This is a genomic window from Sinorhizobium numidicum, assembly GCF_029892045.1.
GTDB lineage: Bacteria > Pseudomonadota > Alphaproteobacteria > Rhizobiales > Rhizobiaceae > Sinorhizobium > Sinorhizobium numidicum.
Genome location: NZ_CP120367.1, coordinates 1,288,828 through 1,314,927 on the forward strand (window position 1 = coordinate 1,288,828; position 26,100 = coordinate 1,314,927).

24 protein-coding genes and 3 pseudogenes are annotated in these 26,100 nt (G+C 59.8%); 14 read left to right on the top strand and 13 right to left on the bottom strand.

The features are described 5' to 3' along the window. Nucleotide 1: 1 nt before the first annotated feature. From PYH37_RS06130 to PYH37_RS06140, 3 genes are read right to left on the bottom strand one after another with little or no spacing between them, the layout of a single operon-like run. Nucleotides 2-331 (bottom strand): DHCW motif cupin fold protein, encoded by a 330-nt coding sequence (locus PYH37_RS06130; protein ID WP_280730562.1) that lies wholly within the window; start codon nt 329-331, stop codon nt 2-4. Further along, on the bottom strand, nt 322-744 hold the full coding sequence (locus PYH37_RS06135) for a VOC family protein (protein WP_342394616.1): 423 nt from the start codon (nt 742-744) through the stop codon (nt 322-324). Before PYH37_RS06135 ends, PYH37_RS06130 begins: the two co-directional genes overlap by 10 nt. Next, complete coding sequence (locus tag PYH37_RS06140; protein ID WP_280730563.1) at nt 741-1,766, bottom strand: threonine ammonia-lyase; 1,026 nt, start codon at nt 1,764-1,766, stop codon at nt 741-743. The genes PYH37_RS06135 and PYH37_RS06140 overlap by 4 nt, the downstream gene beginning before the upstream one ends. Nucleotides 1,767-1,866: 100 nt before the next feature. Between PYH37_RS06140 and PYH37_RS06145 the strand changes: the two are divergent. Next, a pseudogene (locus tag PYH37_RS06145) lies at nt 1,867-2,034 on the top strand (GntR family transcriptional regulator); the annotation flags it as partial. A gap of 77 nt (nt 2,035-2,111) precedes the next feature. Here the strand turns inward: PYH37_RS06145 and PYH37_RS06150 are convergent. Further along, nucleotides 2,112-2,264: a hypothetical protein gene (locus PYH37_RS06150; protein WP_280732541.1), complete on the bottom strand. Its 153-nt coding sequence runs from the start codon at nt 2,262-2,264 to the stop codon at nt 2,112-2,114. 264 nt (nt 2,265-2,528) lie between these two features. Between PYH37_RS06150 and PYH37_RS06155 the strand changes: the two genes are divergently transcribed. Together PYH37_RS06155 and PYH37_RS06160 are read left to right on the top strand one after the other, a co-directional pair. Further along, entirely contained in the window at nt 2,529-3,062 is a 534-nt protein-coding gene (locus tag PYH37_RS06155; RefSeq protein WP_280730564.1) for a MarR family winged helix-turn-helix transcriptional regulator, read from the top strand. Next, nucleotides 3,059-3,685, top strand: coding sequence for a gamma carbonic anhydrase family protein (locus tag PYH37_RS06160; protein WP_280730565.1), 627 nt, complete (start codon nt 3,059-3,061; stop codon nt 3,683-3,685). The genes PYH37_RS06155 and PYH37_RS06160 overlap by 4 nt, the downstream gene beginning before the upstream one ends. Before the next feature lie 54 nt (nt 3,686-3,739). Here PYH37_RS06160 and PYH37_RS06165 read toward each other — a convergent pair. Together PYH37_RS06165 and PYH37_RS06170 are read right to left on the bottom strand one after the other, a co-directional pair. Beyond that, nucleotides 3,740-4,680: pseudogene (locus tag PYH37_RS06165) on the bottom strand (sodium:solute symporter family protein); the annotation flags it as partial. Continuing rightward, nucleotides 4,670-4,846, bottom strand: coding sequence for a DUF3311 domain-containing protein (locus PYH37_RS06170; RefSeq protein WP_280730566.1), 177 nt, complete (start codon nt 4,844-4,846; stop codon nt 4,670-4,672). The pseudogene PYH37_RS06165 and the gene PYH37_RS06170, both read right to left, overlap by 11 nt. Before the next feature lie 398 nt (nt 4,847-5,244). Between PYH37_RS06170 and PYH37_RS06175 the strand changes: the two genes are divergently transcribed. The 5 genes from PYH37_RS06175 to PYH37_RS06195 all read left to right on the top strand — a co-directional run bounded on the left by PYH37_RS06175 (nt 5,245) and on the right by PYH37_RS06195 (nt 10,620). Beyond that, nucleotides 5,245-5,997 (top strand): carbonic anhydrase, encoded by a 753-nt coding sequence (locus PYH37_RS06175; protein ID WP_280730567.1) that lies wholly within the window; start codon nt 5,245-5,247, stop codon nt 5,995-5,997. Nucleotides 5,998-6,444: 447 nt separating this feature from the next. Then, entirely contained in the window at nt 6,445-7,461 is a 1,017-nt protein-coding gene (locus tag PYH37_RS06180; protein WP_280730568.1) for an AraC family transcriptional regulator, read from the top strand. A 685-nt stretch (nt 7,462-8,146) separates the two neighbouring features. Further along, a complete protein-coding gene (locus PYH37_RS06185; protein ID WP_342394617.1) occupies nt 8,147-9,511 on the top strand; it encodes a TadE/TadG family type IV pilus assembly protein in 1,365 nt (454 codons plus the stop codon). Beyond that, entirely contained in the window at nt 9,508-10,038 is a 531-nt protein-coding gene (locus PYH37_RS06190; RefSeq protein WP_280730569.1) for a TadE/TadG family type IV pilus assembly protein, read from the top strand. Before PYH37_RS06185 ends, PYH37_RS06190 begins: the two co-directional genes overlap by 4 nt. Nucleotides 10,039-10,047: 9 nt before the next feature. Beyond that, a complete protein-coding gene (locus tag PYH37_RS06195) occupies nt 10,048-10,620 on the top strand; it encodes a TadE/TadG family type IV pilus assembly protein (RefSeq protein ID WP_280730570.1) in 573 nt (190 codons plus the stop codon). Nucleotides 10,621-11,239: 619 nt separating this feature from the next. Here PYH37_RS06195 and PYH37_RS06200 read toward each other — a convergent pair. The 3 genes from PYH37_RS06200 to PYH37_RS06210 form a co-directional block, all read right to left on the bottom strand. Next, a complete protein-coding gene (locus tag PYH37_RS06200) occupies nt 11,240-11,557 on the bottom strand; it encodes a hypothetical protein (protein ID WP_280730571.1) in 318 nt (105 codons plus the stop codon). Nucleotides 11,558-11,863: 306 nt separating this feature from the next. After that, the gene (locus tag PYH37_RS06205) at nt 11,864-12,124 is read right to left on the bottom strand and encodes a hypothetical protein (protein WP_280730572.1); all 261 of its coding nucleotides are present in this window, start codon (nt 12,122-12,124) and stop codon (nt 11,864-11,866) included. 205 nt (nt 12,125-12,329) lie between these two features. Then, nucleotides 12,330-12,530 (bottom strand): hypothetical protein, encoded by a 201-nt coding sequence (locus PYH37_RS06210; RefSeq protein ID WP_280730573.1) that lies wholly within the window; start codon nt 12,528-12,530, stop codon nt 12,330-12,332. A 529-nt stretch (nt 12,531-13,059) separates the two neighbouring features. Between PYH37_RS06210 and PYH37_RS06215 the strand changes: the two genes are divergently transcribed. After that, the gene (locus tag PYH37_RS06215; protein ID WP_280730574.1) at nt 13,060-15,600 is read left to right on the top strand and encodes an NAD-dependent epimerase/dehydratase family protein; all 2,541 of its coding nucleotides are present in this window, start codon (nt 13,060-13,062) and stop codon (nt 15,598-15,600) included. 40 nt (nt 15,601-15,640) lie between these two features. Here PYH37_RS06215 and PYH37_RS06220 read toward each other — a convergent pair whose 3' ends face one another. Next, nucleotides 15,641-16,057, bottom strand: a complete 417-nt coding sequence (locus PYH37_RS06220) for a DCC1-like thiol-disulfide oxidoreductase family protein (RefSeq protein WP_280730575.1) — start codon at nt 16,055-16,057, stop codon at nt 15,641-15,643. A 126-nt stretch (nt 16,058-16,183) separates the two neighbouring features. Beyond that, nucleotides 16,184-16,813 (bottom strand): TetR/AcrR family transcriptional regulator, encoded by a 630-nt coding sequence (locus PYH37_RS06225; protein WP_280730576.1) that lies wholly within the window; start codon nt 16,811-16,813, stop codon nt 16,184-16,186. Between the two features lie 77 nt (nt 16,814-16,890). On the opposite strand from PYH37_RS06225, the gene PYH37_RS06230 reads away from it, so the two are divergent. Beyond that, nucleotides 16,891-17,511 (top strand): NAD(P)H-dependent oxidoreductase, encoded by a 621-nt coding sequence (locus tag PYH37_RS06230; RefSeq protein ID WP_280730577.1) that lies wholly within the window; start codon nt 16,891-16,893, stop codon nt 17,509-17,511. A 19-nt stretch (nt 17,512-17,530) separates the two neighbouring features. Here PYH37_RS06230 and PYH37_RS06235 read toward each other — a convergent pair whose 3' ends face one another. Continuing rightward, entirely contained in the window at nt 17,531-18,319 is a 789-nt protein-coding gene (locus PYH37_RS06235; RefSeq protein ID WP_280732422.1) for an endonuclease/exonuclease/phosphatase family protein, read from the bottom strand. A gap of 83 nt (nt 18,320-18,402) precedes the next feature. On the opposite strand from PYH37_RS06235, the gene PYH37_RS06240 reads away from it, so the two are divergent. After that, nucleotides 18,403-19,341, top strand: a complete 939-nt coding sequence (locus PYH37_RS06240; RefSeq protein ID WP_280730578.1) for a putative bifunctional lysylphosphatidylglycerol flippase/synthetase — start codon at nt 18,403-18,405, stop codon at nt 19,339-19,341. Here the strand turns inward: PYH37_RS06240 and PYH37_RS06245 are convergent. Further along, nucleotides 19,239-20,819 (bottom strand): phospholipase D-like domain-containing protein, encoded by a 1,581-nt coding sequence (locus PYH37_RS06245; RefSeq protein ID WP_280730579.1) that lies wholly within the window; start codon nt 20,817-20,819, stop codon nt 19,239-19,241. The genes PYH37_RS06240 and PYH37_RS06245 overlap by 103 nt on opposite strands. A gap of 126 nt (nt 20,820-20,945) precedes the next feature. Between PYH37_RS06245 and PYH37_RS06250 the strand changes: the two genes are divergently transcribed. From PYH37_RS06250 to PYH37_RS06260, 3 genes and pseudogenes are all read left to right on the top strand, one after another. After that, nucleotides 20,946-23,564, top strand: coding sequence for a malto-oligosyltrehalose synthase (locus PYH37_RS06250; RefSeq protein WP_280730580.1), 2,619 nt, complete (start codon nt 20,946-20,948; stop codon nt 23,562-23,564). A gap of 206 nt (nt 23,565-23,770) precedes the next feature. After that, complete coding sequence (locus tag PYH37_RS06255; protein WP_342394640.1) at nt 23,771-24,757, top strand: LacI family DNA-binding transcriptional regulator; 987 nt, start codon at nt 23,771-23,773, stop codon at nt 24,755-24,757. A 42-nt stretch (nt 24,758-24,799) separates the two neighbouring features. Beyond that, nucleotides 24,800-26,034, top strand: a pseudogene (locus tag PYH37_RS06260) (ABC transporter substrate-binding protein). The last annotated feature ends 66 nt before the right edge of the window (nt 26,035-26,100 follow it).

A 26,100-nucleotide genomic window follows, 5' to 3' on the forward strand; every position in this document is an offset into this window, starting at 1 on the left:
TTCAGTCCACGATGAAGAGCTTTGCGCCCAGCGGCGTGAATGAGCGATGCGGCTCGGCGTTGTCGGCAACCTGATAACTCATGCCGGGACCGAGAACAAAACGCCGCCCATCCAGCAATTCCGTATGCAGCTCACCTTCGAGACAGAAAAGGATGTGGCCCTTGGAGCACCAATGGTCGGCAACGTAGCCGGGAGTATACTCAACCACCCGAACCCGAAGCGAGCCGAACTGACGCGTCCGCCAATACGCGACGCCCGTTTCGCCCTTGTGCTCCGTCGTTTCAATTTCCGACCAATCCGTGGTTCCAAAAGGAATGCCGGTTATTTCCATGCCTGGTCCTCCATGTCGCCCCGATGCACGATGTGGATCTTGTTGCCGTCAGGATCACGGAGGTAGGCGCCATAATAGCCCTCCCCATAGTGCGGTCTTGGGCGAGGCGGCCCATCATCTTTCCCGCCGTGGGCCAGCGCTTCGGCGTAGGAGTGATCTACCGCCGATGGATCGGCAGCCAAAAACGCGCCCATGGTGCCGTTGCCGGCGCTCATCGGCTTCCCGTCGAAGGAATGGTAGACGCAAAAGCGCGGAAGGGGATGAGCGGGCGTGATCCAGCAAGCGGCAGGCGGTCCGCCATCGGGCGTCACAGGCCTGCACAGGACGCGGAGGGGCAGCAGCAGGGGCTCAAAAAAGCGTATCGTCCGATGGAGATCAGTGCAGCCGACGGTGACATGGCTGAACATCGTCATACTGACGAACCCCTTCCAAACCCGGTATGCTCCGCCTGAAGCGCCGTGGCGGCGAGAGGGAGGTTGACGTTGCGCCCGGTGATCGCGACGACGACGGTCTTTCCGTCGATCGGCATCTTGCGGGTGAGGACAGCCGCGAGCGCCACTGCCCCACCGGGTTCGACAGCGAAACCGAATTCGCTGAAGGCGACGCGGATCGCCATCATCGCTTCCTCGTCGGAGGCGGCGAAGGTTCCGGCCAGCTTGTTCTTTAGGATATCGAAGGGGATCTCGGCCATATAGGGGCCGGTGATCGCGTCGCAGATCGATTGCCCGCCGGGCGAAAGATTGATCCGGCGGCCCGCCGCAAGCGAGTTCGCCATCTTCTCGAAGCCTGCGGCTTCCACCCCGTGTATCCTGGTTGAGGGCGACTTCTGCTCAAGCGCAAGAACACAGCCTGCCATCAGCCCACCGCCGGAGCAGCAGACGAGGAGGTCATCGATCCCCGCACCCAGCGCCTCGGCCTGCTTTGCGATCTCAAGGCCGACTGTGCCCTGACCCGCGACAACCCACGGATCATCGGCGGGATCAACGAAGACGCGTCTTTCACGATTGGTGATCTCGGCCGCCACCTCGGCGATCTTATGGATCGGCGCCTGAAGGACCGTCGCGCCATAGGCTCTTATTCCTTCGATCTTTGCCGCTGGAGCGGTTTCAGGGGCGACGACCACAGCCGATATTCCCATCAGGCTCGCACAATAGGCGATCGCCAGCCCATGATTGCCGGAGGATCTCGCAACGACGCCGCGCTGGCGCTCGTCGCCGTTCAGCGCCCTCAGCCGGTTCGCCGCTCCCCGGAGCTTGAACGAGCCCGTCACCTGCAGGTTCTCCGCCTTTACCAGCAGTCGGCCGCCAAGCTCGCGGTTCAGCCAGGGCGACTCCAGTAGAGGCGTCACGATAGTGATCCCGGCGATACGCCGCTCGGCCTCCTCTATGTCTGCATAGGTTGGCAAGAGTTTTGCGTTGGATCCGGCCAAGGCCATTGAAGATGCTCCTTCATCGAGAGTTTGCATCAATTTGGCCATGCGGTGGATTGGTGCAATCAATATATTGACCTTGGAACAATTCTGGCGGTGACCGAAGATTGCCGATGAGGTGAGCCGGGAGATTCTGACCGGCGATCCTGCTGCTGGCGCGCGCCTACCGCCGCAGCGCGAGTTCGCCTACCGGCGTGGCATCGCCAATGCCACGGCCGCGCGGGTCTATTCCAAACTTGCCCGGCGCGGAGTGGTGACGGGCGAGATCGGTCTCGGGACTTATGTGCGACCTCCCGCGACGCGGCACAGACGCCCTGGCAGGAGCATGCCGAAGAGGCGCGGGAACGGCAGTCAATCGTCGCCGCGGCGCTCGATGGCTTTCAATACCATGCCGATTGCCTGGAACTGCCGGAACCATGGCGCGCCGATACATTCGCCGCTGCCGCGGCCATCAGCGGCATCGCCATCACCCACGGCAGCACCTTCGCCGTAAAGCCTGGCCACGCCCCTCCCGCAGTTCGCCTCGCCATATCGTCCATGCCGTTACCTGAACTGCGGCGAGGCCCCGGTACCGTGCAGCGGCTTCTTAAGGTCGATCAGTTCGGGCAGAGGGTCGAGTAGGCCGGGCATTTGCGCGATCCCATACCACAGCGCCGTGCGTCTTTTTCAGACGCACAAAGGCATATCCCACCGTCGCAAACCGCAGACGAAATACTTGATAGGCGCTTTTGCCCTTGCATCGGCATCATTAATGCATAGGCTATGCATATGTTGGATGCAAACAAGCTTGGTGCTCTCGGCACGCTCATCTCCGACCGCCTCGACGTGGCGCTGGAAGGGCTATCCCCAAGTGCTGCGGCGTTGCTCTCGATGCTGCATTTCAAGCCCGGCTTGACGGCGAGCAGGCTGGCCAAGATCGCCGGGGTAAGCCAGCCCACGGCCGTGCGCCTCATTGACGGATTAGAACGGCAACAGCTCGTCGTCCGGGGAAAACCGACCGGCCGCGTGACGCCACTCTTGCTGACGGAGGCGGGGCGCGCTCGGGCCATCCTCCTGCAGCAACGTCGGCTTGAGACACTCGATACGTTGCTGTCGCCGCTTGTGCCGGAGGAGCGCCGCCGGTTCGAACAGGCGCTCGATCGGATTCTGGCGGGGACCACCACCTCTCGCGCATTTGCGCGCGTGACCTGCCGCCTTTGCGAACATGATCTGTGCGGCCCCGATGTCTGCCCCATCGGCGGGCGGGCAAGCGAACTCGAGCGGCGGGAAGCAGAGGCAGATAACCATCAAGGAGACAGATGATGATCACCACGTATGGTGAACACAAACCCCGCATTGATCCCCAAGCGTGGATCGCACCGGATGCCACGGTCTGCGGTGACGTGACGATCGGTGCGGGCGCTCGGATCATGCATGGAGCCCGCGTCGTCGCCGAGGCTGGTGGATCGATCCGGATCGGTCGCAACTGCATCGTGCTCGAAAACGCGGTTATTCGCGCCACCTCCCGGCATCCATGCACGATCGGCGACCATTGCCTCATCGGGCCAAACTGCCATGTGGTCGGCGCCGAGATCGGTGACGAGGTTTTCGTCGCCACCGGGGCGGCGATCTTCCACGGCGCGGTCATTGGCAAAGGGGCGGAAGTCCGGATCAACGGCACCGTGCATTTGCGCAGTCGCATCGAGGCGGGCGCTACGGTGCCGATAGGCTGGATTGCCGTTGGTGATCCAGCCGAGATCCTGCCGCCGGATCGTCACGAGGCGATCTGGGCATTGCAGAAGCCGCTGGATTTTCCGGGTTTCGTCTATGGACTTGACCGCGAGACACCCGATCTCATGCAGGTCCTGACCGCGGGCCTATCGGAGCGGCTTAGTGTTCACCGGGCGGAGGAGCGAGTAGCGGAAGTGGTTTCGGCCGACGATTAGGGCTGAACGCAAGAAAACGGCTCACACGCTCGTCGACAACAGACGTTCGCAAAGCAGCGTCGGGACGACATCATTGTTGCTTTGGAGCTCCAGACCTGCGGCGTGGCCCATGTAGCCGAGAAGCGCAAGAAGACCGAGCAGCAGCGTATAGGCAGGCAGCAGTACGGCATTTTTGCGGATCGTGTTCGGCCCTGCCGATGCAAAGATGCCGGTCAGCGTGTGCGGATACATGAAGGCCGCCAGCGCCGAGCCCAGGGCAAGCGTCACATAGGAACGAGCTGCGTCGCATCGAACAGGATCCCGCCTTTTCCTTTCGCCTGAAAGGCAGCGTCCGCAGCGGCGAACACTGCGCCATAGCCGCCGAGCTTGGATGGGACGATGACGATCGCCGCAAGCACCACGATGTAGATCATGATGTCCTTGACGAAGGCGATGAGCGCCGGCGCACGCAGGCCGGAGGAATAGGTGTAGAGCGCGAGCACGAGGAAGGCGAGAATGATCGGCATCTCGCCGGTAAGTCCCAGGGCCTTGATCGCCACCTCCATGCCGATGAGCTGGAGGGCGATATAGGGCATGGTCGCGATCACGCCGGTGGAGGCGACCGCGAGCTCCAGAGCACGCGATCCGTAGGCGCCCCTGACGACATCGCCGGCAGTCACGTAGCCCCGGCTCTTTGCTGCCTTCCACAGGAGCGGCATGACGGCAAAAACCAGCGGATAGACGACGATCGTGTAAGGCAGCGCGAAGAAACCGTAAGCGCCGATCGCGTAGACGAGCGCCGGTACGGCAATGACCGTATAGGCGGTGTAGAAGTCGCCGCCGACCAGGAACCAAGTGATCCAGGTGCCGAACTTGCGGCCGCCAAGTCCCCACTCGTCCAGGTGATCGAGCGACTCCGGCCTGCGCCAGCGGGCGGCGAAGAAGCCCATCAAAGTAACGAGCAGGAAGAAGAAGATGAAGACGGCGAGCGCCGACATGTCGATATTAGCCGTCATGACGCACGCTCCTATAAACGACATAGGTCAGCAGCGACGTCAGCGGCACCCAGGCGAGCTGATACCAATAGAAGAAGGGAAAGCCGAAGAGTTCCGGTTCCTGAAAATTGTAGAAAGGGACCCACAGCAGCCCGACATAGGGCGCCAATAGCAATAGACGTATCACGCTTTCCTCCCGCGATGACTGGATAGTAGCCACGTGATCCTCGGCACGTGTCCGTCATCCGATAGCGCTTAACGTCGGTTCCCGACCTCCCTACTTTCGCTCCGGCACCCCCTACTTTCGTTCACCGCGTTTTTCGGATTCTTATTTTTGAGCTTACCGCAGGTACGCTCACGTTGGCTTCGTGGACGTCACCACACTCGATTTTCGGGCGCGAATACGGACGGTATGGCAACCTCCCTGCAGCACTGCGATTTCGTGCGGCCAGTATCCATTCGCGCAGCCTTTTCCTTCACCGAACATTTCTCTCCAAATTGACAGCAAATTGACAGGTAAATTCCGGTCAAAAGGATGCCGCGCGGCGAGCGCTATTTGCTCGTCTCATCCAAAAGGGAATGAATATGGAAAGGCGTGACTTCATCAAACGTCTGGCCTTGCTTGCTGCTTGCCCGCTTTGCGTCAAGACCGCTTACGCAGCGGAAGGCGTGCATTGGAGCTATGAAGGCGAAGCGGGTCCCGAGCACTGGGGGTCTTTGAGCAATGAGAACAGTGCCTGTTCGTCCGGTTCGCAGCAATCGCCGCTCGACATCAGGGGCGCGATCAAGGCCGATATCCCGGACCTGGCGTTAAACTGGAAAAGTGGCGGCACGATCCTCAACAATGGGCACACGATCCAGGTGAAAGCGGCGCCCGGCGGCACGCTCCGCCGAGGCGACAAGCCCTATGAGCTGGTGCAGTACCATTTCCATGCGCCGAGCGAACATCTCGTTGAGGGCAAGAGCTTCCCGATGGAGGTGCATTTCGTCCATAAGCACGCCGAAACGGGTGCGCTCGGCGTACTGGGCGTTTTCCTTGTGCCAGGCGCCGCCAATGCGACGTTCGCCAGCTTGGCGGCGGCTTTCCCGCAAAAGGCCGGTGAGGAGACTGCCCTCCCCGATGTCGATCCGAGCGGTTTGCTGCCGGCGTCGCTCAAATATTGGGCCTATGAGGGGTCGCTCACCACACCACCCTGCAGCGAGATCGTCGACTGGACGGTAGCGCAGGACCCGATCGAGGTGGACGCGGCCGATATCGAGAGGTTCACTGCGCTCTATTCGATGAATGCGCGTCCCGCCCTCGTTTCAAATCGCCGCTACATCCTGAGCTCCAGCTGAAGCGAGAAAGCATGGATGTCCTACAGCGCTGTGCGTCTTTTCAGACGCACAAGTTTCGCTGTAACACTTTGAATCGCTGCATGTTTTTATCCTTAAATCGCTCTGATTTAAGGAGACATGCAGTAGCTCCGTGCGGCTGATTGCACGACCTCGGCAAAGCATAGTTGCCGAGGTCGGATCCCCTTCTGGCATGGTGCGACTTTGAGTAGCGGTCACACTGTATCGGGCCTTCCGGCCGGTCAACAACGATGCTCATTTCGCCGATTCATCGGTATTTCGGATATTTCGTAAGCGACATCTGTTTACGTCGGAGCTAATGTACGATTAATTGTATGATAATTAGAGCTCCGGGCCGTTAAGGATGAAGTGCACGACGTCGATGATTGTGTCCGCCAGTTTCGCGCTCAACACGCCAGAGCCAGCACCGCGGTTTGCCTTGGAGCATGAATGAGGTACGTCACTCGCCGCTCCAAATTCAGCATCGTCGAAGCCGACGCGGATCAAATGTCCGAGCATTACGCAAAGACATTGTCTCCCGCCAAGGTCGAGCCACTGCGGTTGGGTGACCGCATCTCCGTCGAGGACAAGCATTATGCTGCAGGACGCTTCAGCATATGGAGCGGCAAGTGCCACTCCGGAATGAAGGTGGCTTTCTCCGAGCGGCCCGACGCCTACGCCTTCTACCTTCCGGTCTCGGGTGCGATGGAGATCGCTGCTGGCCGCACACAACTGTTGTCCACCCCTGGTACAGGCGTGGTGGGCGACATATCACGTTTTGAAAAGTTGACGCTCCATGCAGATCGCAGCCACATCGGCGTGGCCTTCGACAAGGCCGCGATGGTGAGCCATCTGAGCGAGCTGCTCGATTTTCCGGTGCTCGACAGAATCGATCTCTTTACGACCATCGGGACGAATTCGGGAATTGGCGCTCGCGTCGCATCAGTCGCAACTTTCCTGTGGAACTGCCTGGAGGCTGAGGATGGTGATAACGTGCCCCCGGCCGCGATCGAACGACTTTTCGAGGCGATGGTGATCATGATCCTGGAATCGGTGCCTCACAATTATACTTCGCGCCTGAAACGCTCGGCTTCGCCAGCCATGCCGCGCAACCTCAAGAGAGCGATCGAATATATGGTGGCTCACATGTCGCAGCCGCTGACCGTCAGCGACATAGCCCGGGAAGCGGGCACGAGCGTACGCTCATTGCAGACCGCCTTTCAGCAGTTCAAGGAGACCACGCCCTTGACCTACCTGCGCCAAATGCGCCTTGACGGCGTACGCAAGGCCCTGTCGGACGGCGCCAATTCGCTGCCGATCGCAGAGGTGGCACGGAACTGGGGGTTCTCCCATCTGGGGCGATTTTCCGCAGTTTACTATAACGCCTTCGGAGAAACGCCATCCGAGACAGTCAAACTTCATTGCGGCAAAGCAGGTTCGACCACCAGAAGAAGGACTGAAAATTGAGTTCGGCGCCGCCCGCATGAAGTTTGCTACGCGATTTTCACAATGATAGCGCAAATCGGATAGAGCCGCCTCGTTATATAGTGTCTTGTGCGCTCAAGGCCGCGTATCATTCGCCCGTGGGTGTAGTGCAGCCTGGGGCAAACGCCCCAGGGAGCGTGCCACCGGTGAAGCCCCGGTGGCACGTCCCACTGGCCGTGACCGGCCACTGCCTAGTTCGTTAAATTGGTTGCGATTGAAGCATAAACCCATGCAGCAATTCAAAGCGCTACAGCGACCTTTGTGCGTCTGAAAAGACGCACGGCGCGGCGCTTCGGGAAGTGAGCGCACCCCCAAACCGGTCGATGAAAAGCCCTGAGCCGTGCAGCGCCTATGAACCGATGTCCCGATGCGGGACAAACGGGCGGCCATCAGACAATAATCTGACTTGCAATCCCATCGTATCTATCCGTTGCCCGCGGATAATATCCGAAACACGCACGCTCTCATCCTCTTATTCGCTAAATAAGAAAAACGTTAACCAGCGGCAGGCTAGCTGTCAGCGGCAATTCGACCTCCGAAGGTTTCAAGCCGATCGAGACCTCCGCGGCGGAGCGAAGATAAGTGTCGAGAACTGGAAGTGGTTATCAAAATCATGTGTCTCATTTTCGGGTTTGTCCGGAGGCAGATCGCCAGGCGAGTGACAGCCATGATCGCCGACCGCGGCGGCAATGTTGCCCTCACGGTGGCGCTCTGCATCGTGCCGATGATACTCGGCGTCGGTGCAGGCCTCGACTACACCCGCGCCTACAATATCCAGAATAAGATGCAGTCGGATCTAGACGCCGCGCTCGTCGCCGCCATCAAGCAGATAGACGACTACGACGAAGAGAAGCTTGCCGCAAAAATAAAGGATTGGTTCGATGCCCAGGCTGAACGACTGGATTCCAGCTACGACCTGACGGAAATCAAGGTCGACAAGGCCGGGCATACGATCCGGGCCTCTGCCAGCGGAACGGTGCCGACAACGCTGATGACCTTGGCGGATATCAAGTCGGTTCCGGTCGGCGTCGTCAGCGCCATCGAGGGGCCGGCGACTTCATACCTCAACGTCTACATCGTCATCGACAAATCGCCGTCGATGCTGCTCGCGGCGACAAGCGAAGGGCAGGAGATGTTGCGCGCCGACAGGAATATAGGCTGTGAATTCGCCTGCCATGATACGATAGATCCGGTGCACAAGGACAGAGACAGCGCGAAAGCTATCCTGGCACCAACCTACTACGACTACATCAAGAATCTGGGGGTCAAGCTTCGAACCGATGTCGCTCTGGAGGCCGTCGAAGAGGTCCTCGACATGATCGACGAGGCCGATGAGAACCATTCGCGGATCAAGGTCGGCCTCTACACCCTTGGCGAGACAGTCTCGGAAGTCCTCACACCAACGACCTCAACCAGCACCGCGAGAAAAAAACTAAGCGACGACAGCAGCGGGCTTACGAGCGCGACCTCTATGGCGTCGACACGCTTCGACACGGCGCTAAAAGCGCTAAGGAATCAAATAGGGCAAGCCGGCAAGGGCACCTCTGCGAGCGATCCGCTCAAGCTCGTCCTGCTGCTGACGGACGGCGTTCAGTCGGAGCGCGGTTGGGTCCTCGACGGGGTCGACTGGGCGTGCACCGAAACCTACAAGGATAAATGCATCCGACGCAAATTCGGGCCATACTGGGGCCGAGTTACACCGCTCAACCCGGATTGGTGCGGCTATCTCAAGGACAAGGACGCGACAGTCGCAGTATTGTACACCGAGTACCTCTCCATTCCGCTCGATTGGGGCTATAACGCGACCCTCGCCGACAGCATGAAAAACAGCAAGTGGGCTTCGACTTGGCGCGGCACGTTACAAACCGGCGTCAGCAATTCTATTAGCAGACACGACTATATCCCGATCGCGCTGCAGGACTGCGCCTCCTCATCCGACCTCTTCATCTCCGCCGCTTCGGAAGACGAGATCACAGCCGGGCTTTCCACCCTCTTCAATCAATATCTGACTTCGGTCCGGCTCACCCAATGAGGAGCCACCCGACCGTGACGCTTCTGCGTCGGCTGCTGCGCGACAGGACCGGCGTTGCCGCGATCGAATTCGCTCTCCTGGCGCTGCCGCTGTTCATCCTTATCTTCGGCATTCTCGAAGTTGCCGCAATGTTCTTCATCGATTCAGCGCTGGATGCCTCTGTCCACAAGGCCTCGCGCCTGATCAGGACCGGCCAGGCGGCAAAGGGCAAAATGGGACTGGCCCAGTTCAAGACGGAGATCTGCGGGAATCTGCTCTATCTTCTTGATTGCAGGGAAAACTTGCTGGTGGCCGCCAGCACGCTCACCGACGCCTCTTCCTCAGGAGCCATGAGAGCCATCGGCAGCAGCGGAACCGTCTCGATCAACGAAAATTTCGATATCGGCCACGGCAGCGACTACGTCATTGTTCAGGCCTTTCTTCCGTGGTCGCCGATCGTCAGCCTTTACTCGCTGTCAAGCCACACGCTCGCCGACGGCAGCTATCTGCTCGGCGCCTCCGTATTGTTTCGCAACGAACCGTTTTGAGGAGGCGGCATGATATCCGCTCGGATGACAGCTATTGCCGCACAGTTGCGACGCTTCGGCAGGAACCGCGACGGAGCGTCCGCGATCGAGTTCGCCTTTCTGTTGCCGCTCATGCTGCTGTTGCTTGCCGGGCTGGTTGATCTCGGACAGGGCCTCACCGTGCGAAGGAAGATCAGTCAGATCGCCTCCACCACCAGCGAGATCATCGCCATGCAAAGCAACTGGAACGATGCGAGCGTCACTACGATCCTGGCGGGGGTAAAGTCGATCCTCGAACCATATGTTTCCGGCGACCTGGCGATCGTCTTATGCGTCGTCGAGATCGATAAGAAAGGGTCGGCAACTGTCAATTGGTCGGCCGCCTATGGCACCACGGCTCTTGCCGCGGGGCAGGCCTCGTCCGTGGATATACCGAAGGAATTGCGAGAAGAGGGCGTGCAGATGGTTGTCACCCGCGTCCGATACAAGTTGGACACGATGTTCTCCGGTCTATTTGAAAGCTTCACCGGAGGTGGCGCCTATGAATATGACCAGCACTTCTTCATTCGCCCGCGAAATGGCAACACGATCACTCTTGGCTAGTTGCCGCGCATTGGCCACGGTTCAGACGCCAACCGCCGCTACAGCGCCATGCGCCTTTTCAGACGCACAAAAGCCGCTGTAGAATTGCTGCATGTTTTTGTCTCTGGATCGGCTCCGGTCTAAGGAAACATGCAGTAGATTGCCCGCCAGCGTGAACATTCGCCGTGTCGAAACGTTTTCCTGCACTGCCTCACAACAGTTGGTCGTTGGAGGAAGACGCTATGCGTCGCGATATGCAGCGTTTCATGATGATCGAACTGATCGCGGTCATAGCCGCGCTCGCCATAGTGTCGGCAATAATGATCGTGACCTTGCTTCCGGGCTGAGGTGCCGGCTGCGCCGCAGGAATAAGGAGCGCTTGGAGGCTTGCCGTCGCCGCCGGGAACGATTTTGATCGCTGCCTCGATGGGGCCGTGCGCGAGACTTGAGCGACGAAAAGACGGGTACCCGCTCCAGCCGGGGCATACGCCAGAAACGCGAAAGCGCGCTTGTTTGGGCCAAGCGCGCTAGGCGACCGATCTACGGCGGGATGCCGGCATCCTCGATCGAACATAGCTAATATAACATCAAAGCGGAGGGCGGGCAAACGAAGCCGGGAAGGCCGCAAGATCCCGCGCGGTCAGGAAGGTACAACCGTCGTCCGCCTTTGCGCCTCGCGCATTGCACCGAACGAGGTGAGGCAGAGTTCTGCCCACAGGTCCTGCAACGCTTCGCTCACCGCCAACAAATCGCAGTCGACATCGGCAAGTTTCATTTCTGAAGCCATGCGATCGACTGCGGAAGCGAGTTGCTCCGCAGTCCGATAAAGAGACTGTGCCTGCTGGACTGTGAAATCGGGCGCACCGACAACAGCCGAAAGCCGTCGGGCGAATATATTTGCCGCATCGCTTTGCTCGCGCAAGGTCGCGGCCCAGTCAAGTTCGTGCGTTCGACGCATTACCACCCCCGCAACGTCGGTATTCAATTGTAGACGCATAGTAATGCAGCTTTAGAGCGATCGGAACTGACCCAAACGGGCTACTGCATGTTCCTTAAATCGGAGCTTTAAGAGTAACAACAGGCAGCACTTCAAAGTGCTACAGCGATCTTTGTGCGTCAGAAAGGCCGCACGCGCTGTGGGACCGCGACATTGGTAAGATCGTTCGGGTCGAAGGTGGTGGAGCGCTTGCCACCCGGGCTCCTCTTTTCAGCGTGGTGGGCGGCGCCCCCAATGGCCTTTTCGTCGGAGACGGTTCTGAAAATCTCATTTGCGCTCGCGCCCATGCCGTTCGAGTAGCTGGACCGCCTCGGCTTGCATATCCAGGCACAAGCCCTGGTATTCGAGCATTACATCTTCCCGAGGTGGATTTTCTTTTCGCAGGTTTTCAAGCGTCATCGCGGCAATCGCATAGGCCTCGAAAAGCGCGTCCAGTTCGAGGGATTTAACGATGCGAAGCTGTTCTCGATGATGTGGCAGGGCCAGTGCCAGACGGGCTCTGCCATTGCGTACTAACGACATTGCCATGGCTACCAATCGGCAGTGCCCGCCAGTTTGCGGACACTGCCTGTCACAGATCGGGGAACGTGATTGCCGCTCCGGATGGATAAGCGACGCTTATTAATTCATAAGGCGCTAACATTGTTCCGCAGCGGAGGAAACATCGGACCCGTTCGGTACCTCAGCGCGAACATGGCTTTCGCGGTAACTGGAAAAGGATGCTTCGGTATGCTTAGGAAGGATTTTTCTTGTCGCCTGTGGCGCTCGGCGGATTTTCGTCGATCGTGTTTACGCCATCGGCATTGACATTCGTGTCCTCAATCCGGGTCGAATTGGCCGAGGGGAGCCGGTCGACATAAATATAGAATATTGCGCTGGCTATTATGATGATGGCGGCTCCGATCAGCGCTAGCCGCTCCCAAGTTCCGGTCATGTCGTCATCTCCGATCGGTCTTCATCAAAAACCGCAGCGGAATGCAAATGTTCCGGTTCCTCAGCTGACCTCTTATTGCCGGAGCTTTCTACACGGTTGGACGCTTCAGCAGTGAGGTGGCACGCACGGCAAGTGCTGATTAGGCTGAATGGTCGCTTCGGTCGTGTCGTTCAATACCAAAGCGCAAACATTGCGAAGAGGAACATCGCGACGACGAGGAGGATGACGATGGTGCTGACGATATAGACAGAGCGCATAGGCCTCCCTCCGCTACGAAGTCGTCAAACCTCGTGGTCAGCCCTGTGTTCCGGTTTTTTCTGGCGCTCCCTACGTCCGACAGCCTCTCGTTTCGCATTGGAGGCGGCGCGCAAAGTCGGGTAGCGCCGCCAGCATTCTCGCGCACAGGGGGTTCTGGCTCCGGCATTGGCCATTCGCGGGTCCTTTTTTTGCGCCGTTTAGTTCTCGCCAATCAGGAACCTTGTCGCGCCAGCAGGAGTTTGCAGAAGGGAATCAACCCTAAAGGGCCTCGATGCAGACCAGAAGTCTTCCGACCGTTCTCATTACCGGCAGCAGCGGCTTTCTTGGGCAGGCGATCGCGCGCGGCCTGCTCGGTCGTTATCGCGTCATCGGTCTCGATGTAGCGCAGCCGAAAAGTGCGATCGAGGGCATGGATACGCTCGAAATCGACCTCACCTCCGACGACAGCGTCGTCCAGACAATGGAGAAGATCCGCGCGCGTACCGGCGACCGCATTGCATCGGTGATCCATCTCGCCGCTTACTACGACACAACGGGGGAAGACAATCCGAAATACGACGCGGTGACGGTACAGGGCACGCGTCGGCTACTCGATGCCTTGAGGACGTTCGAAACCGAGCAGTTCGTCTTCTCTAGTACTTTGCTGGTGCACGCCCCAAGCCCGGAAAAGGGCGTCAAGATCAACGAGGATTGGCCGCTCGACCCGCCCTGGGCCTATCCCAGGTCGAAGGCGGAGACGGAAGCGCTGATCGCAGAGCGGCGGGGCGGCATCAAGACGGTGATACTGCGCCTGGCCGGCGTCTACGACGAGGACTGCCGGGCGGTATTCATAGCCCAGCAGATCGCCCGCATCTTCGAACGCCTGCCGACCGCATATCTGTTTACCGGCGACATCACTCACGGCCAGCCTTATCTGCACCTCGGCGATCTCGTCGACGCGGTCGTCCGGGTCGTGGACCGCCGCGCGGAGCTCCCTGACGAAACGACCTTTTTGATTGGTGAGGAGGAGACTGCCTCCTATCAGGAGCTGCAGGAGCATATCGGCAAACTGGTCCATGGGGAGACCTGGCGTACGCTCTCGCTGCCGAAAGGGATCGTCAAACTCGGCACATGGGTTCAGGACGAGGTTTTGGGCGCAGACGCCGATATCCGTTCCTGGATGGTCGAGAATTCTGATGATCATTACGAGCTCGACATTTCGCGCGCGCGGACATTGCTCGGCTGGAAGCCGCGGCACAGCTTGAGCGGCACCTTGCCTGAGATGATAGGCAGGTTGAAGGCCGATCCGACCGCCTGGTACGCCAGGAACAAGCTTGAGCCATCGGCTGTTGCCGCCTCGGAACCGGAACTTGAAGCGGCGGAGAAGCGGCTTCGCGGTCCGCTGGAACGCAGCAAAGAGGAGGTCGACGCGGCTCTGGAGCGGCATCGGTCGTTCACGCTATGGGCGCCGCTCACCAACGCGGTTCTCGGACTTTGGCTGATAGTTTCGCCGTTTGCCTACGGCCTGTTCGATCCGGTCGCCGCGCCGGTTCCTCCGGCACTCGGTCACGAGATCGCTGCACCCGCAATTCGCGACGCGTGGATGGGCGTAAGCGAGATCGTTTCGGGCCTTCTCATCATAGTGTTCGCTCTCTGGGGAATGTACCGACGCTGGCGCTGGGCCCAGTGGCTGACGGCCGCGGTGGGCGTCTGGGTGCTGTTTGCGCCGCTCGCTTTCTGGACGACGAGCGCGGCCGCGTACGGGGCCGATACCTTGATCGGCATGCTGGTCGTCGCCTTTGCCGTCATGGTTCCGCCGACGCCGGGAATCAGCCGGCGCGCCCTGGCGGCCGACGACGACTTGCCGCTGGGGTGGAGCTACTCGCCGTCAACCTTCACCCAACGCATACCGATCATCGCGTTGGCTTTTGTCGGGCTTTTCGTGTCGCGCTATCTCGCCGCCTTTCAGCTCGGCCATATCGATGGTTTGTGGGATCCTTTTTTTGGGCCGGGCGCGTCTCCGATGAAGAATGGCAGCGAGGCGGTGGTGACCTCATGGGTGTCGAAGGGATTCCCTATAGCGGACGCGGGATTGGGCGCGTTCGCTTACGTCCTCGATATTCTGGCGGGCGCGATCGGCGATCGCCGCCGCTGGCGCACCATGCCGTGGATGGTGCTGCTTTTCGGTTTGCTGATCATCCCGCTGGGATTGGTCAGCGTCAGTTTCATCATCATCCAGCCGCCACTGATCGGCGCGTTGTGTACGCTGTGTATCGTCCAGGCGGCGGTCACCGTCGTACTCGTGCCCTATTCGGTTGACGAGGTGCTGGCGAGTTGCCAATACCTCTATGGCGCAAAACGCGCGGGAGAGCCATTCTGGCGGACCTTCTGGCGCGGTGGCCCGTCCCTGTCGGAGGACCAGACGCCCAAACCAGATCTCGACCGTCCCGCCTCGGCCATCCTGCGCGAGTTCGTTACCGGCGGCGTCAACTTCCCCTGGACGCTCGTCGCCAGCACCGCCCTCGGCGCATTCCTGATGTTTTCGCCGCTTGTCTTCGGCACGGCGCCACCGCTCTACTTCAGCGACCATGTCCTCGGCTGTCTGGTGATCCTGGTCGCCGTCACCGCCATGGCGGAAGTCGCCCGCCCGGTGCGTTTCCTGAACGTGGTGCTCGGCGCATGGATCGCCGCATCGCCGTTCGTGCTCCAGGGCGCAACGAGCATTGGAACCGCAGGCGACGTCTTCGCCGGCCTGTTGCTGATCGGGCTCAGCCTACCGCGCGGCAAGCGCAGCGAAGAGCACTACGGCAGTTGGGACCGGCTGATCGTGTAGTTGTCTGGAGAGCCGCCGCCGGCCCCGCGGTGTGAACCCGCTACCGCTTGCCTGAATTCGGCAATTCGAAATCGGCAGGAATAAGCGATCGGCCGCGGAGACGCAGCGTGATACGGCGCCCGAACTTGAGCACGGGATAGATTACCCGCGCGGCCGTACTGTTCGACAGGATCGCGCGGTTGAGCCAGCCTAAAATCGAGGACGAGGAACTGAGTATAGCCAGCAGGTTGACGGCCTCGTCGCCATGATAGACGCGGTCGTCGAAAACAAAGAGCATTCCCTCGTTGAGGTCGAATCCTTGTCGCTGGAATCCGGCCACACGCGGATCTCCCGAACGCGCATCGAGCAGTTCGACGGGGCCTATGGTCTCCCGCAAACGCATGAACCGGACATAGCTCTGACAGAAGATGCAATCTCCGTCATAAACGATGAGTGCCGTTTTCGCGGGCTGTTTCATTGCGTTACCGGGTCGATGACATGTGTTGCTTCATAAGTTCCCGCAGTTTTTTCGTCGCCTTCGACAACGGCGTCGACGTCTGCTGATGCTCGCGCGTGTTCGATACGAGCACCGTTAGCCATTGCGTCAGTGGCCGCCGCATTTACTTCTAGCAACCATCGCAAGGATCGTTTGGAAGAGTTCGTGCTGCGCCTGTGCCGCCGTGATTTCCCCAGTCGCCGCGGCATGGGATAGGGCTTCGGCTGCGCCGAGCATGCCCCAAAGACCGGGCGATGCGATTGCATCAGCTCCGGCAAACGGACTGAGAACGACCCGGCACTTCTCGATAAACGCTACCTCGTACTCGCGCTTTATCTTTTCGAGTTCCGGTGAACCAGCCAGCGCCGCTATCACGCCAGGGATCTCGCGGCCCTGAAGGAGCACGCAATCGACGTAGGACGACGCGATCACCGCGGCTCTGCTCTCCAAGGTCGGCTCGCTCGCTTGAAGCGCTGAGTCCATGAGCTCTGTCTGGCGGGAATCGAACTCCCGATAAAGCGCCGCCAGCAGCTCTGGCCGCGCGGCGAAATGGTCGTAAACGACCGGCTTCGTAACGCCCGCATGCTCGGCGAGCCGTCCAAGCGTCAGGGCTTCCGTTCCCCCCTCTCGAATCAGCCGCCAGGCGACGTCGAGAAGCTGGCGATGTCGATCCTCCCTCGATAACCGGCGGCGCGGTTTCCCTGGGGAAGCTTCTTGTTTCGTTATGACGCTTGACATGCTTATATACCAAAAGTAACTTACTAATAGTATATAGCGTTTGCCGTTTGTGGGCAATCATCAATAGGAGTTTCGACATGCACACGCTCATCGTTGTCGCTCATCCCGATCCCAAGTCCCTCAGCCACAGCGTCGCGGCCCATGTCGCCGAGGGTGTGTTGCTGTCCGACCCTGCCAACTCCTTCGAGATTGCAGATCTCGCGGCGGAAGCTTTCGATCCGAGATTTACTGCGGTTGATCTCGCCGTCCACCGCAGGGAGGTGCCGCCCCCAGCAGATGTTGCCGCGGAGCAGGCGCGGATTGATCGCGCAGATGCGCTTGTGCTCGTCTATCCCGTCTACTGGTGGTCGATGCCGGGCCTTCTCAAGGGCTGGATCGATCGCGTATTCGCCAACGGCTGGGCTTACGACGAAGGGCCGGACACGAAGTTGGTGAAGAAGCTGCGCCATCTTCCGGTTCATCTAATCGCGATCGGAGGCGCAGGAGTGCGAACCTACGCGCGACACGGCTACTTCGGCGCCATGAAGACCCAGATCGATCATGGAATCTTCGACTACTGTGGCGCACGCGTCGTGACATCCGAACTCCTCCTTGAATCGGAAACGCAGGACCCGACTTCTCATCTGAATGTAGCCCACGCCATCGGCCGCGATCTGTGCAAGGCAACCAAGAACAGAGAAACGGCAGACGCGGCATGACATCGGGCGTTTCAGCTTTTTACCGGTTCTGGAAACCGATGCCATAACTTGGTTGGGTCTCTTTCTGCAGCCCTTTGGTATTGGGCTCGATTTCGAGCTCAACCAGAATCGGGAGATGATCGGAAGCGACCCGCGCCAACGCGCTGCTGTGCACTCTGCAGTCCCTCACATCTATCCCATCGCCCACGAACACGTGATCGATTCGCAAGAGCGGCAATCGGGATGGAAAGGTCGGCCGCGGCTTGGCATTCGATTGGAGCTGCGCATCCTTGAGATGTCCGGCCAGGAGTTTGTAGGTGGCCGAACGTGCAATCGCATTCAGGTCGCCCGCCAGGATCACGCGCGATTCCGCCTGCGCTATTCCCCCAAGCCAGCCGGGCCCCAGCAATGCCGTTGCCTGACGCACACGCTCGGACCCGCGAAGGCCAAGATGCGTGACGAGAACCTGAAGCTTGACGGCGGCGAGGTCCACCTCGACCCAAAGCGCACCGCGCGGCTCTCCTAAGGACGGCAGAACAGCCGCCTTGACTAGGCGCATCGGCAAAGCCGTCAGCACCGCGTCTCCGTACTTCTCGTCCTTGAGGTGGAGGGCCGGGTGAAAATGCGACTCCATGCGCAGATGCGTGGCGATCATATGCGCCTGGTCCATTCCCCCGCTGCGCATGCGACCGACGTCGACTTCCTGCAGCGCAATAATGTCGGGCCGGCATTCCATGATGACCTCGGCGATACGCGCAGGATCGAGCTTTCGGTCGGTTCCGAAGCAACTGTGAACATTGTAGGTGAGGAAACGTACCGGTCGCCGCATGATCGTGTTTTGAGAATGGTCTCTGGTCGGGAACACGCGGGACCTGCTTTTCGTTCCCGATAGGCGTGCGCAGGAACGAGCTGATGCCAAAGAGAATCATTGTCAGACTATTTATATTTGCCGCCATTGGTGTCGCCGCCTGGCTGATTTACGGTACGCTTAGCCACTATACGTTCGATGAAATCGCCCGCTCGATCATGCAAATTCCCGTTGGGCACCTGCTGGCAGGCATCGGTTTCGTCTTCCTCTCCTATTTCTGCCTGACGCTCTTCGACACGCTTGCCGTTCGTTACGTTGGGCACAAGCTTGCCTACCCGCAGGTGGCGATCGCCTCCTTCACCAGCCTCTCGATCGGCCACAATATAGGCGTCGCGGCCTTAAGCAGTGGAGCCATCCGATACCGGTTCTATTCGCGTTGGGGACTCAGCGTCGAAGACGTAGCCAAAGTGATCCTCTTCTGCGGCGTGACCGTCGGTTTGGGCCTTGTCACATTGGCTGCCCTTTGTTTTCTGATCAGACCGGAAAGCGCCGCACGGGTTATCGGGTTTTCAGAAACGGCCGCCATATTTCTCGGCGGCGCCTGTCTTGCCGCCTCGGCCGGCTATGTGATCCTGGCGGGTCTACTACGGGGTTCTCTGCGGGTGTTCAGATGGACTTTCGAAATGCCGTCGCTGCCAATTGCAGCCGGTCAAGTGATTGTCGGCACGGCCAATTTCCTCTGCGTCAGCGCGTGTCTGCATCAGCTAGTACTGGCGCTCGGAAGCTCGGGCTTCTTCGAAACAGCAACGGCCTATGTGAGCGCCAATTTGACTGCTATTGTCACCCATATCCCTGGCGGCATCGGCGTGCTTGAAGCAACGATTGCATTTCTCCTCGGCCGCTCGGCGACCATCGGTGCATTGATCGCCTTTCGGACCATCTATTTCTTCCTGCCGTTGCCGCTTGGCTTGGTCTCGCTCTCGATCGCCGAGTTTCTCCGTACGGACGCTGCAAAAAGCCTCGCGAGCAGGGCCAAAACCTGACCGCTCCAGCGCCGCAGCAGTGCGCGTATTCGATAGAAAGGCCTAACCGGCCTTTGCGGATCCACAAAGCCCGTCCCCCAGACCAGTGCGGTTGCACCTTTGCCGTCGATACCGTCGAACGGGCGCAAGCCGCGCTGTCTCGTGTTCAGCGTGTCAACGACCGCGACAAGAGAGCCTGTTTTCCGCAACGTGCTCTCGAGTTCGCTCGGTTCGGCATCGAGATGTTCTGCCAACAGCCCGTTGCGAATTTTGGCGATTGCCGCAGCCTGCTCGTCGCTCGCTGCTTCCACGGCGACGTCGCATTCCGTATCGAACCCTTCCGACCGGTGATTGAAGTTCGATGAGCCGACACGCAGGAACCGGTCGTCGATAACGACCACCTTCGAATGGATGATGACCTCCTGTTCGGTTCCGTCCACCTTGGGAACGACAGGATAGGCGACACGCAGCCTGCCGTAACGGTCGGTCTGCTTCAGCCCCCGAATGAGGCGGTCACGATTTTCCCCCATCACGAGTCTTTCCAGAAGGCCGTGTGAACTGCGAGTGGTGATCACCACCACCTCAGGCCCGTCGGCCTCCTGCAGCCGTTTGCAAAGCAGCTTGCTTACCATTCGCGAGGCAAAATACTGGTTCTCGATATAGATATAGCGGCGCGCGCTCCGCAAGGCGTCGAGGGTAAGCCGCAGCGCCTCTTGATGCCCTCTTTTCTTGCCGAACCCCGGTTCGGTGCGCGCGATCGCAATTTGGCAATTCTTCAAGTCGGCTACCACATCCGCAGGCCATTCAACGGTCGCTGAACGGGGCGGTCCTACTTTTTCGCCGACCGAGGACTTCCAGCGGGAGCGGCAGAGGTCTCCTATAGCTCGGCTGGCCTCCCCCTCCAGTACCACCTGGATATCATGCACCGGATCATAAGGATTCCCGTCCGGATCGCGGCGCAGGTTATTTTCGGCCGAATGGTCCGGCGTGTCCCAGCGTCGGGCAGTCAGGTCGGTGCCGCCGACGAAAGCAATACGGTCGTCGATCGAGACGAGCTTTTGGTGATGAGAGCCGCGAAGGGCGCGATGGTTCGCAAAGCGAAGTTCGATCTGCGGATGCGAAGCCCATTTCTGTTTGCGAAACAGCCGTAATGATTTTCCCGAATAGATCGGTCCCATCGCCCATATGAGAATGCGAATCTTCAGGTTTGGCTTTTGCGCGGCCAAGCGCTCCAGCTTGGTGCCTAGCGCCTCTGCGTCCGGACGGTCCGGACGCAGCTTGATGCGTGGATCAAAATCCCAGCCGGTGATCCAGATCTGCTCTTCCGCCCTATCGAGCGTCCGCTCCAAACAGCCATAGTAGGCGGCGGCATCAATGAGGAAGGACACGCGCTCAGCAAGGGCGCTGCGCCAGACATTCTGGGCTTCTTTGATAATCCGCGGGCGTGCCCGGCGCCGTCTCTTAGGCAGGTTTTCGGCAAAGACGCTCTTCCAGACCAAGCTTCTTATCCCTGTGGTGGCGACTAAAAAACCGATTTCAATCGATATTTGTTCCCCTCGGCGTGGCTGCGGAACAAAGCCCGGTCCAATGGGGTTGAGGCAACTGAACCTCAAAACCGATCCGCCATGCGCCTGCCCACCGCAACCTACCGGCTGCAATTTCGAAACGGGATGGACTTCGCAAAAGCTGTGGAGTTGATCCCCTATCTCGTCCGGCTCGGCATATCTCACCTTTACGCCTCGCCTATATTCACCGCCGTGCGTGGCTCTACGCATGGCTACGACGTCGTCGACTGCAACGAAATCGACCCTGTTTTGGGCGGTCGAGATGGATTTTGCGGTCTTGTCCGCGCACTAAGAGCCAACGGGCTTGGGGTCATCCTGGACATCGTGCCGAACCATATGGCCGCAAATCTCGAGAACGAATGGTGGCACAGCGTGATCGAATGGGGCCGCGCCAGCGAATACGCCGGCCATTTCGATATCGACTGGCAGCAGCCTCTCACCCTGCCCTTCCTGGGCCAGTCTTTTGAGGAAGAGGTCGCGACCGGCAATGTGCGGCTCGCTTTCGACCGCGAGCGCAACTGCTTGGCACTCAAATATTATGAAGCGCTGTATCCGCTTACTCCGGCTTCCTACCCGGCAGTTCTCGAGGACGCAAATCCCGCTCTTGAAACGATTGCTGCCATTGCCAGAGCAGCCGCACCTGGAGACGCCGCCCGTTTTCATTCCGAGATCGCGTCGGTGGTCGAGACGCCCTCGGCTGCCGCGGAGCTCGACGAAGGTCTCGAAAAGCTCTCCGCCAACGAGCAGCATCTGCATCGGCTGCATCAGATGCAACCGTGGCGGCTCACAAGCTGGAAAACCGCGCGAGACCATCTCACCTATCGCCGGTTCTTCGAGATAACCGGTCTCGTCGGCATCCGCGTCGAAAATCCGTCCGTCTTCGCGGACACCCATCGACTTGTTTTCGATCTCGTGGAGGAAGGTCTGATCGATGGGCTCCGGGTCGATCACATCGATGGTCTTGCTGACCCCGAAAGCTATCTTCATCGGCTGCGGCAACGCGCCGGCGACCGCATCTACGTCATCGTGGAGAAAATACTGGAGTCGAACGAAGCGCTGCCGCGGGATTGGCCGATCGACGGTACCACGGGGTACGAGTTCATATCGGCGCTGGCCGAGCTCCTGACCGACGAGTCGTCCTCTTCCGGACTTTGGAGTGAGGCACGCGCGACGGAAAAAGCGGTCATCGAATGCAAGCTGCAGGTGCTGAGTCATAGTTTCAACACTGAAGTCATGCGGCTCGGCAGACTTGCAGCTCGCCTTGGGGGCAATGACCATCCGCCGCTGGGGAGCGACCGCCTAGCCGAAGCCATTCGCCAGCTGGTCGCAGCGCTACCTGTCTACCGGACCTATGTCAGCGACCGCGGTGCATCCGAGCGCGACAGCCAGATCCTCGATGAGATCGGATCGAAAGCGTTGGCCGCTGCACCCGCTGCCGGCGCCGAGATAGCCACCATTCTTGCCGCGCTGAGGCGGAGCGGTTCGGCGGATCAGCAACGGCAGTCGGAGTTCCGGACGCGCTTTCAACAATTGAGCGGCGCGGTCATGGCCAAGGCCGTCGAAGATACCTTCTTCTATCGAAGGGGCGATTATCTCGCGGCGAATGAGGTGGGTGCCGCTCCATGCTGGAGGCCGGGCGGCGTCGACCGATTCCATGAGATGATGCGGGCTCGCGCGACCGACACGCCGCACGGCCTGTCGGCGACCTCTACGCATGACACCAAGCGCGGGGAGGATGCACGCGCCCGGCTCTACGTCATCAGCGAGGCGCCGGACGTCTGGGCAGCCGCGGTCGCACGCTGGCACGACATGAATGCGGAGCGCATTCGTCATCTCGCCGGCGGCGATGCGCCGGAAGCCTCCGTGGAGCAATACCTTTATCAGAGCCTGCTCGGCACCTGGCCGATCAAGCGCCTGCGCGACGAGGATATTCCCTCACTGCGCGAGCGCATTGTGAGCTTTGCCGTCAAGGCGTTGCGCGAAGCAAAGCTGCGGACGAGTTGGGACTCACCCGATGAGCAATACGAAACAGCTGTCACAACGTTTCTGGCTGATCTTCTCGATCTGCGGAACCGAGCCTTTCTCGGCGACTTCGAGAAAACGGCCGTGCCCTTCATTCAGGCCGGCCTGATCAACAGCCTCTCGCAAACCTTGGTGAAACTGACCGGGCCGGGAATTCCGGATGTTTATCAGGGCAGCGAGCGTCTCAATCTCAGTCTGGTCGATCCGGACAATCGCCGCAGCTTTTCACCGCTGCCCTCACCGTCCAAGCTGCCGCGGACGCCGACGATCAGCGACTTTGAAGATTGCAAGCAATCGCTGATCGGGATCTGCCTGGGCTATCATCGAAACGAGGGCTCGGATCTGCTGACGAGAGGTGAATATCTGCCCTTGGATGTTCAAGGCCCAGGCTCCCGCCACGCAGTGGCGTTTATGCGGCGCACGGAGGGCGAGCTTTCGATCACGGTGGTCCCGCGCCTCGTCTTCGGCCACATGGAGAGAGACAGGCTGTCCATCACGGCCGGCCTATGGCAGGACACCTATCTGGTGTGGCCCGAGGGCGGCGATCTCAAGCGATTGCGAAACCTGGCCAAGGGTTCGATCGTCGAGCCGCGACCCCACCTTCCCATTGCAGACGTCCTCCGCGGCTTCGCCGTTGCCTTTCTCATTCAGGAGTAGTTGCGGGCTGTACTTCAGATGCCGGCGAAGCCCCGCGCGGAGCTAGGCCACGTTTGCCAGACGTGGTTCCATTCACCTGGGAATGGGCATCCGCAAAAACGCTGAGAAAACCTTTTCTCGCTTGACATCCGCCTTGGTAAAAGGTTTTCTCATCCTAACAGAGGGAGGGAGCGCTGGATACAATCCCATCCAAAAAGCGCATCACGATTCATGACGTTGCGGCGGCGGCGGGCGTCAGCATTTCGACCGCGTCGAAAGCGCTCAACAACACCGGACGCATGGGCGACGAGACACGCGAACGCGTGAAGCGGGTGGCAAGCGAGATCGGCTTTCGCCCGAATGCCCTTGCCCGAGGACTGCTCAGCAAGCGCAGCTTCACCATCGGGCTTCTGACAAACGATACCTATGGCCGCTTCACCCTGCCGGTGATGGCCGGCGTATCGGAGGCCCTCGTCGATCATGGCGTTTCGGTCTTCCTCTGTGCCATCGAGGATGATCCGGCGCTCGGGCAGATTCATGTGGAGGCGATGCTCGATAAGCAGGTGGACGGCATTATCGCGACGGGCAAGCGGCTCGACAGGCGTCTGCCGGTCGATCTCTCCAACCTGCCGGTTCCGGTGGTCTACGCCTTCACCGAGGGCACACCGAACAGCGTAACCTTCCGCTCGGACGACGCACAAGGGGCGCGGTTAGCAGTGGAATGGCTTTTGAAGATCGGGCGCCGCCGCATCCTGCATGTCACCGGGCCAATGGAGTTTTTCTCTGTGCGGGAGCGTGCCGAGGCGTACAGTGAAGTCGCCGGCGACGCAGAGCCCGTGATGTACGGCATCTGGTCCGAAAGCTGGGGCCATGACGCGATCGAAGAAATCTGGCAGAGGCCGGGCGAAAAACCGGATGCGCTCTTCTGCGGCAACGACCAGATCGCCCGTGGCGCCGTCGATGCGCTGCGAGAGCGTGGCATCAAGGTACCGCAGGATGTTTCCGTCATCGGGTTCGACAATTGGGAGATTGTTGCGGCCCAGACGCGGCCGCCGCTGACGACGGTGGACATGGAATTGAAAGAACTCGGGCGGCAGGCGGGGTTGACCATGCTTGCGCTAGCGGAAGGACGGCCCGTCGAACCGGGAGTGAGGAAATTGCCATGCCGACTGGTCGTCCGGCAGTCGTGCGGGGGTGACAAGCCCGGGGCTTGAAGCAAACGGCGCGAGGAGAAGCGCCATATTGGGAGGAGTGTCATGATCAAGCGTCTACTGGCAGCAACCAGCATCGCTACGCTGTGCCTGGTATCCGGTGCATCGGCTGCCGAAAAAGTCGAAATGTGGGTTCGCACCGGCATCGGCGATGCGTTCAAGAAGGCGGTCGAATCCTACAATTCAAGCCACGAGAACCAGGTCTCGATGACCGAAGTGCCGTTCTCCGAACTGGTGCAGAAATACGCGACTGCGATCGCGGGCGGGCAGGCCCCGGATGCGCTTTCGATGGACCTCATCTACAATCCCGCCTTTGCGGCGGCCGGCCAACTGGAAGACCTGACGGATTGGGCGAAATCCCTGCCCTATTTCAATTCGCTTTCACCATCGCACGTCAAGCTCGGCACCTATAACGGCCGCATCTACGGCCTGCCGCTCTCGGTCGAGACCTCGGTTTTCGCCTGGAACAAAGATCTCTACAAGAAAGCCGGCCTCGATCCGGAAAAGGCGCCCACCAGCTGGGATGAAATCACCGCCAATGCGGAGAAGATCCGCGCTCTGGGTGACGATATCTACGGGTTCTATTTTTCGGGCGGCGGTTGCGGCGGCTGCATGATCTTCACGTTCACCCCGCTTGTCTGGGGCTCCGGCGCCGACATCCTGTCGCCAGACAGCAAGACGGCGACGCTCGATACGCCGGAAATGCGCAAGGCGGTCGATGTTTACCGCAACATGGTCAAGAAGGATCTGGTGCCCGCCGGTGCCGCAAGCGATACCGGCGCCAACTTCCTGACGTTCACCAACGGCAAGATCGGCCAGCAGAGCCTTGGCGCCTTCGCCATCGGCACGTTGGTGACCGAACACCCGGACATCAACTTCGGGGTGACGCTGATCCCCGGTGTCAATGGCGGGACCTCCTCCTTTGCCGGCGGCGACAACTTCGTCATCACCAAAGGAACGCCGAAGATCGACGCCGTTAAGGAATTCCTCGAATACATCTATTCCGAGGAAGGGCAGAAGGTCATGGCGAAATATGGCAGCCTGCCATCGCGCGGCGATATCGCCGACAAGGTACTGGAGGGTCTCCACGCCTGCAGGTCGGCCTGAAGGCGATTTCCGTCGCCAAGACACCCTACACGCTGCAGTTCAACGATCTGATCAACAGCGCCAACGGACCCTGGGCGAGCTTCACCAACGCCGCCATCTTCGGTGATGACGTCGACGGTGCCTTTGAAAACGCGCAGAGCGAAATGCAGTCGATTATCGACAGCGGCCAATAATCTCCCAAGGCTGCTGTGGCCGGGAGGCGAAGCCGCCTCCCGGCCAGCTTTTCAAACAAACATGCG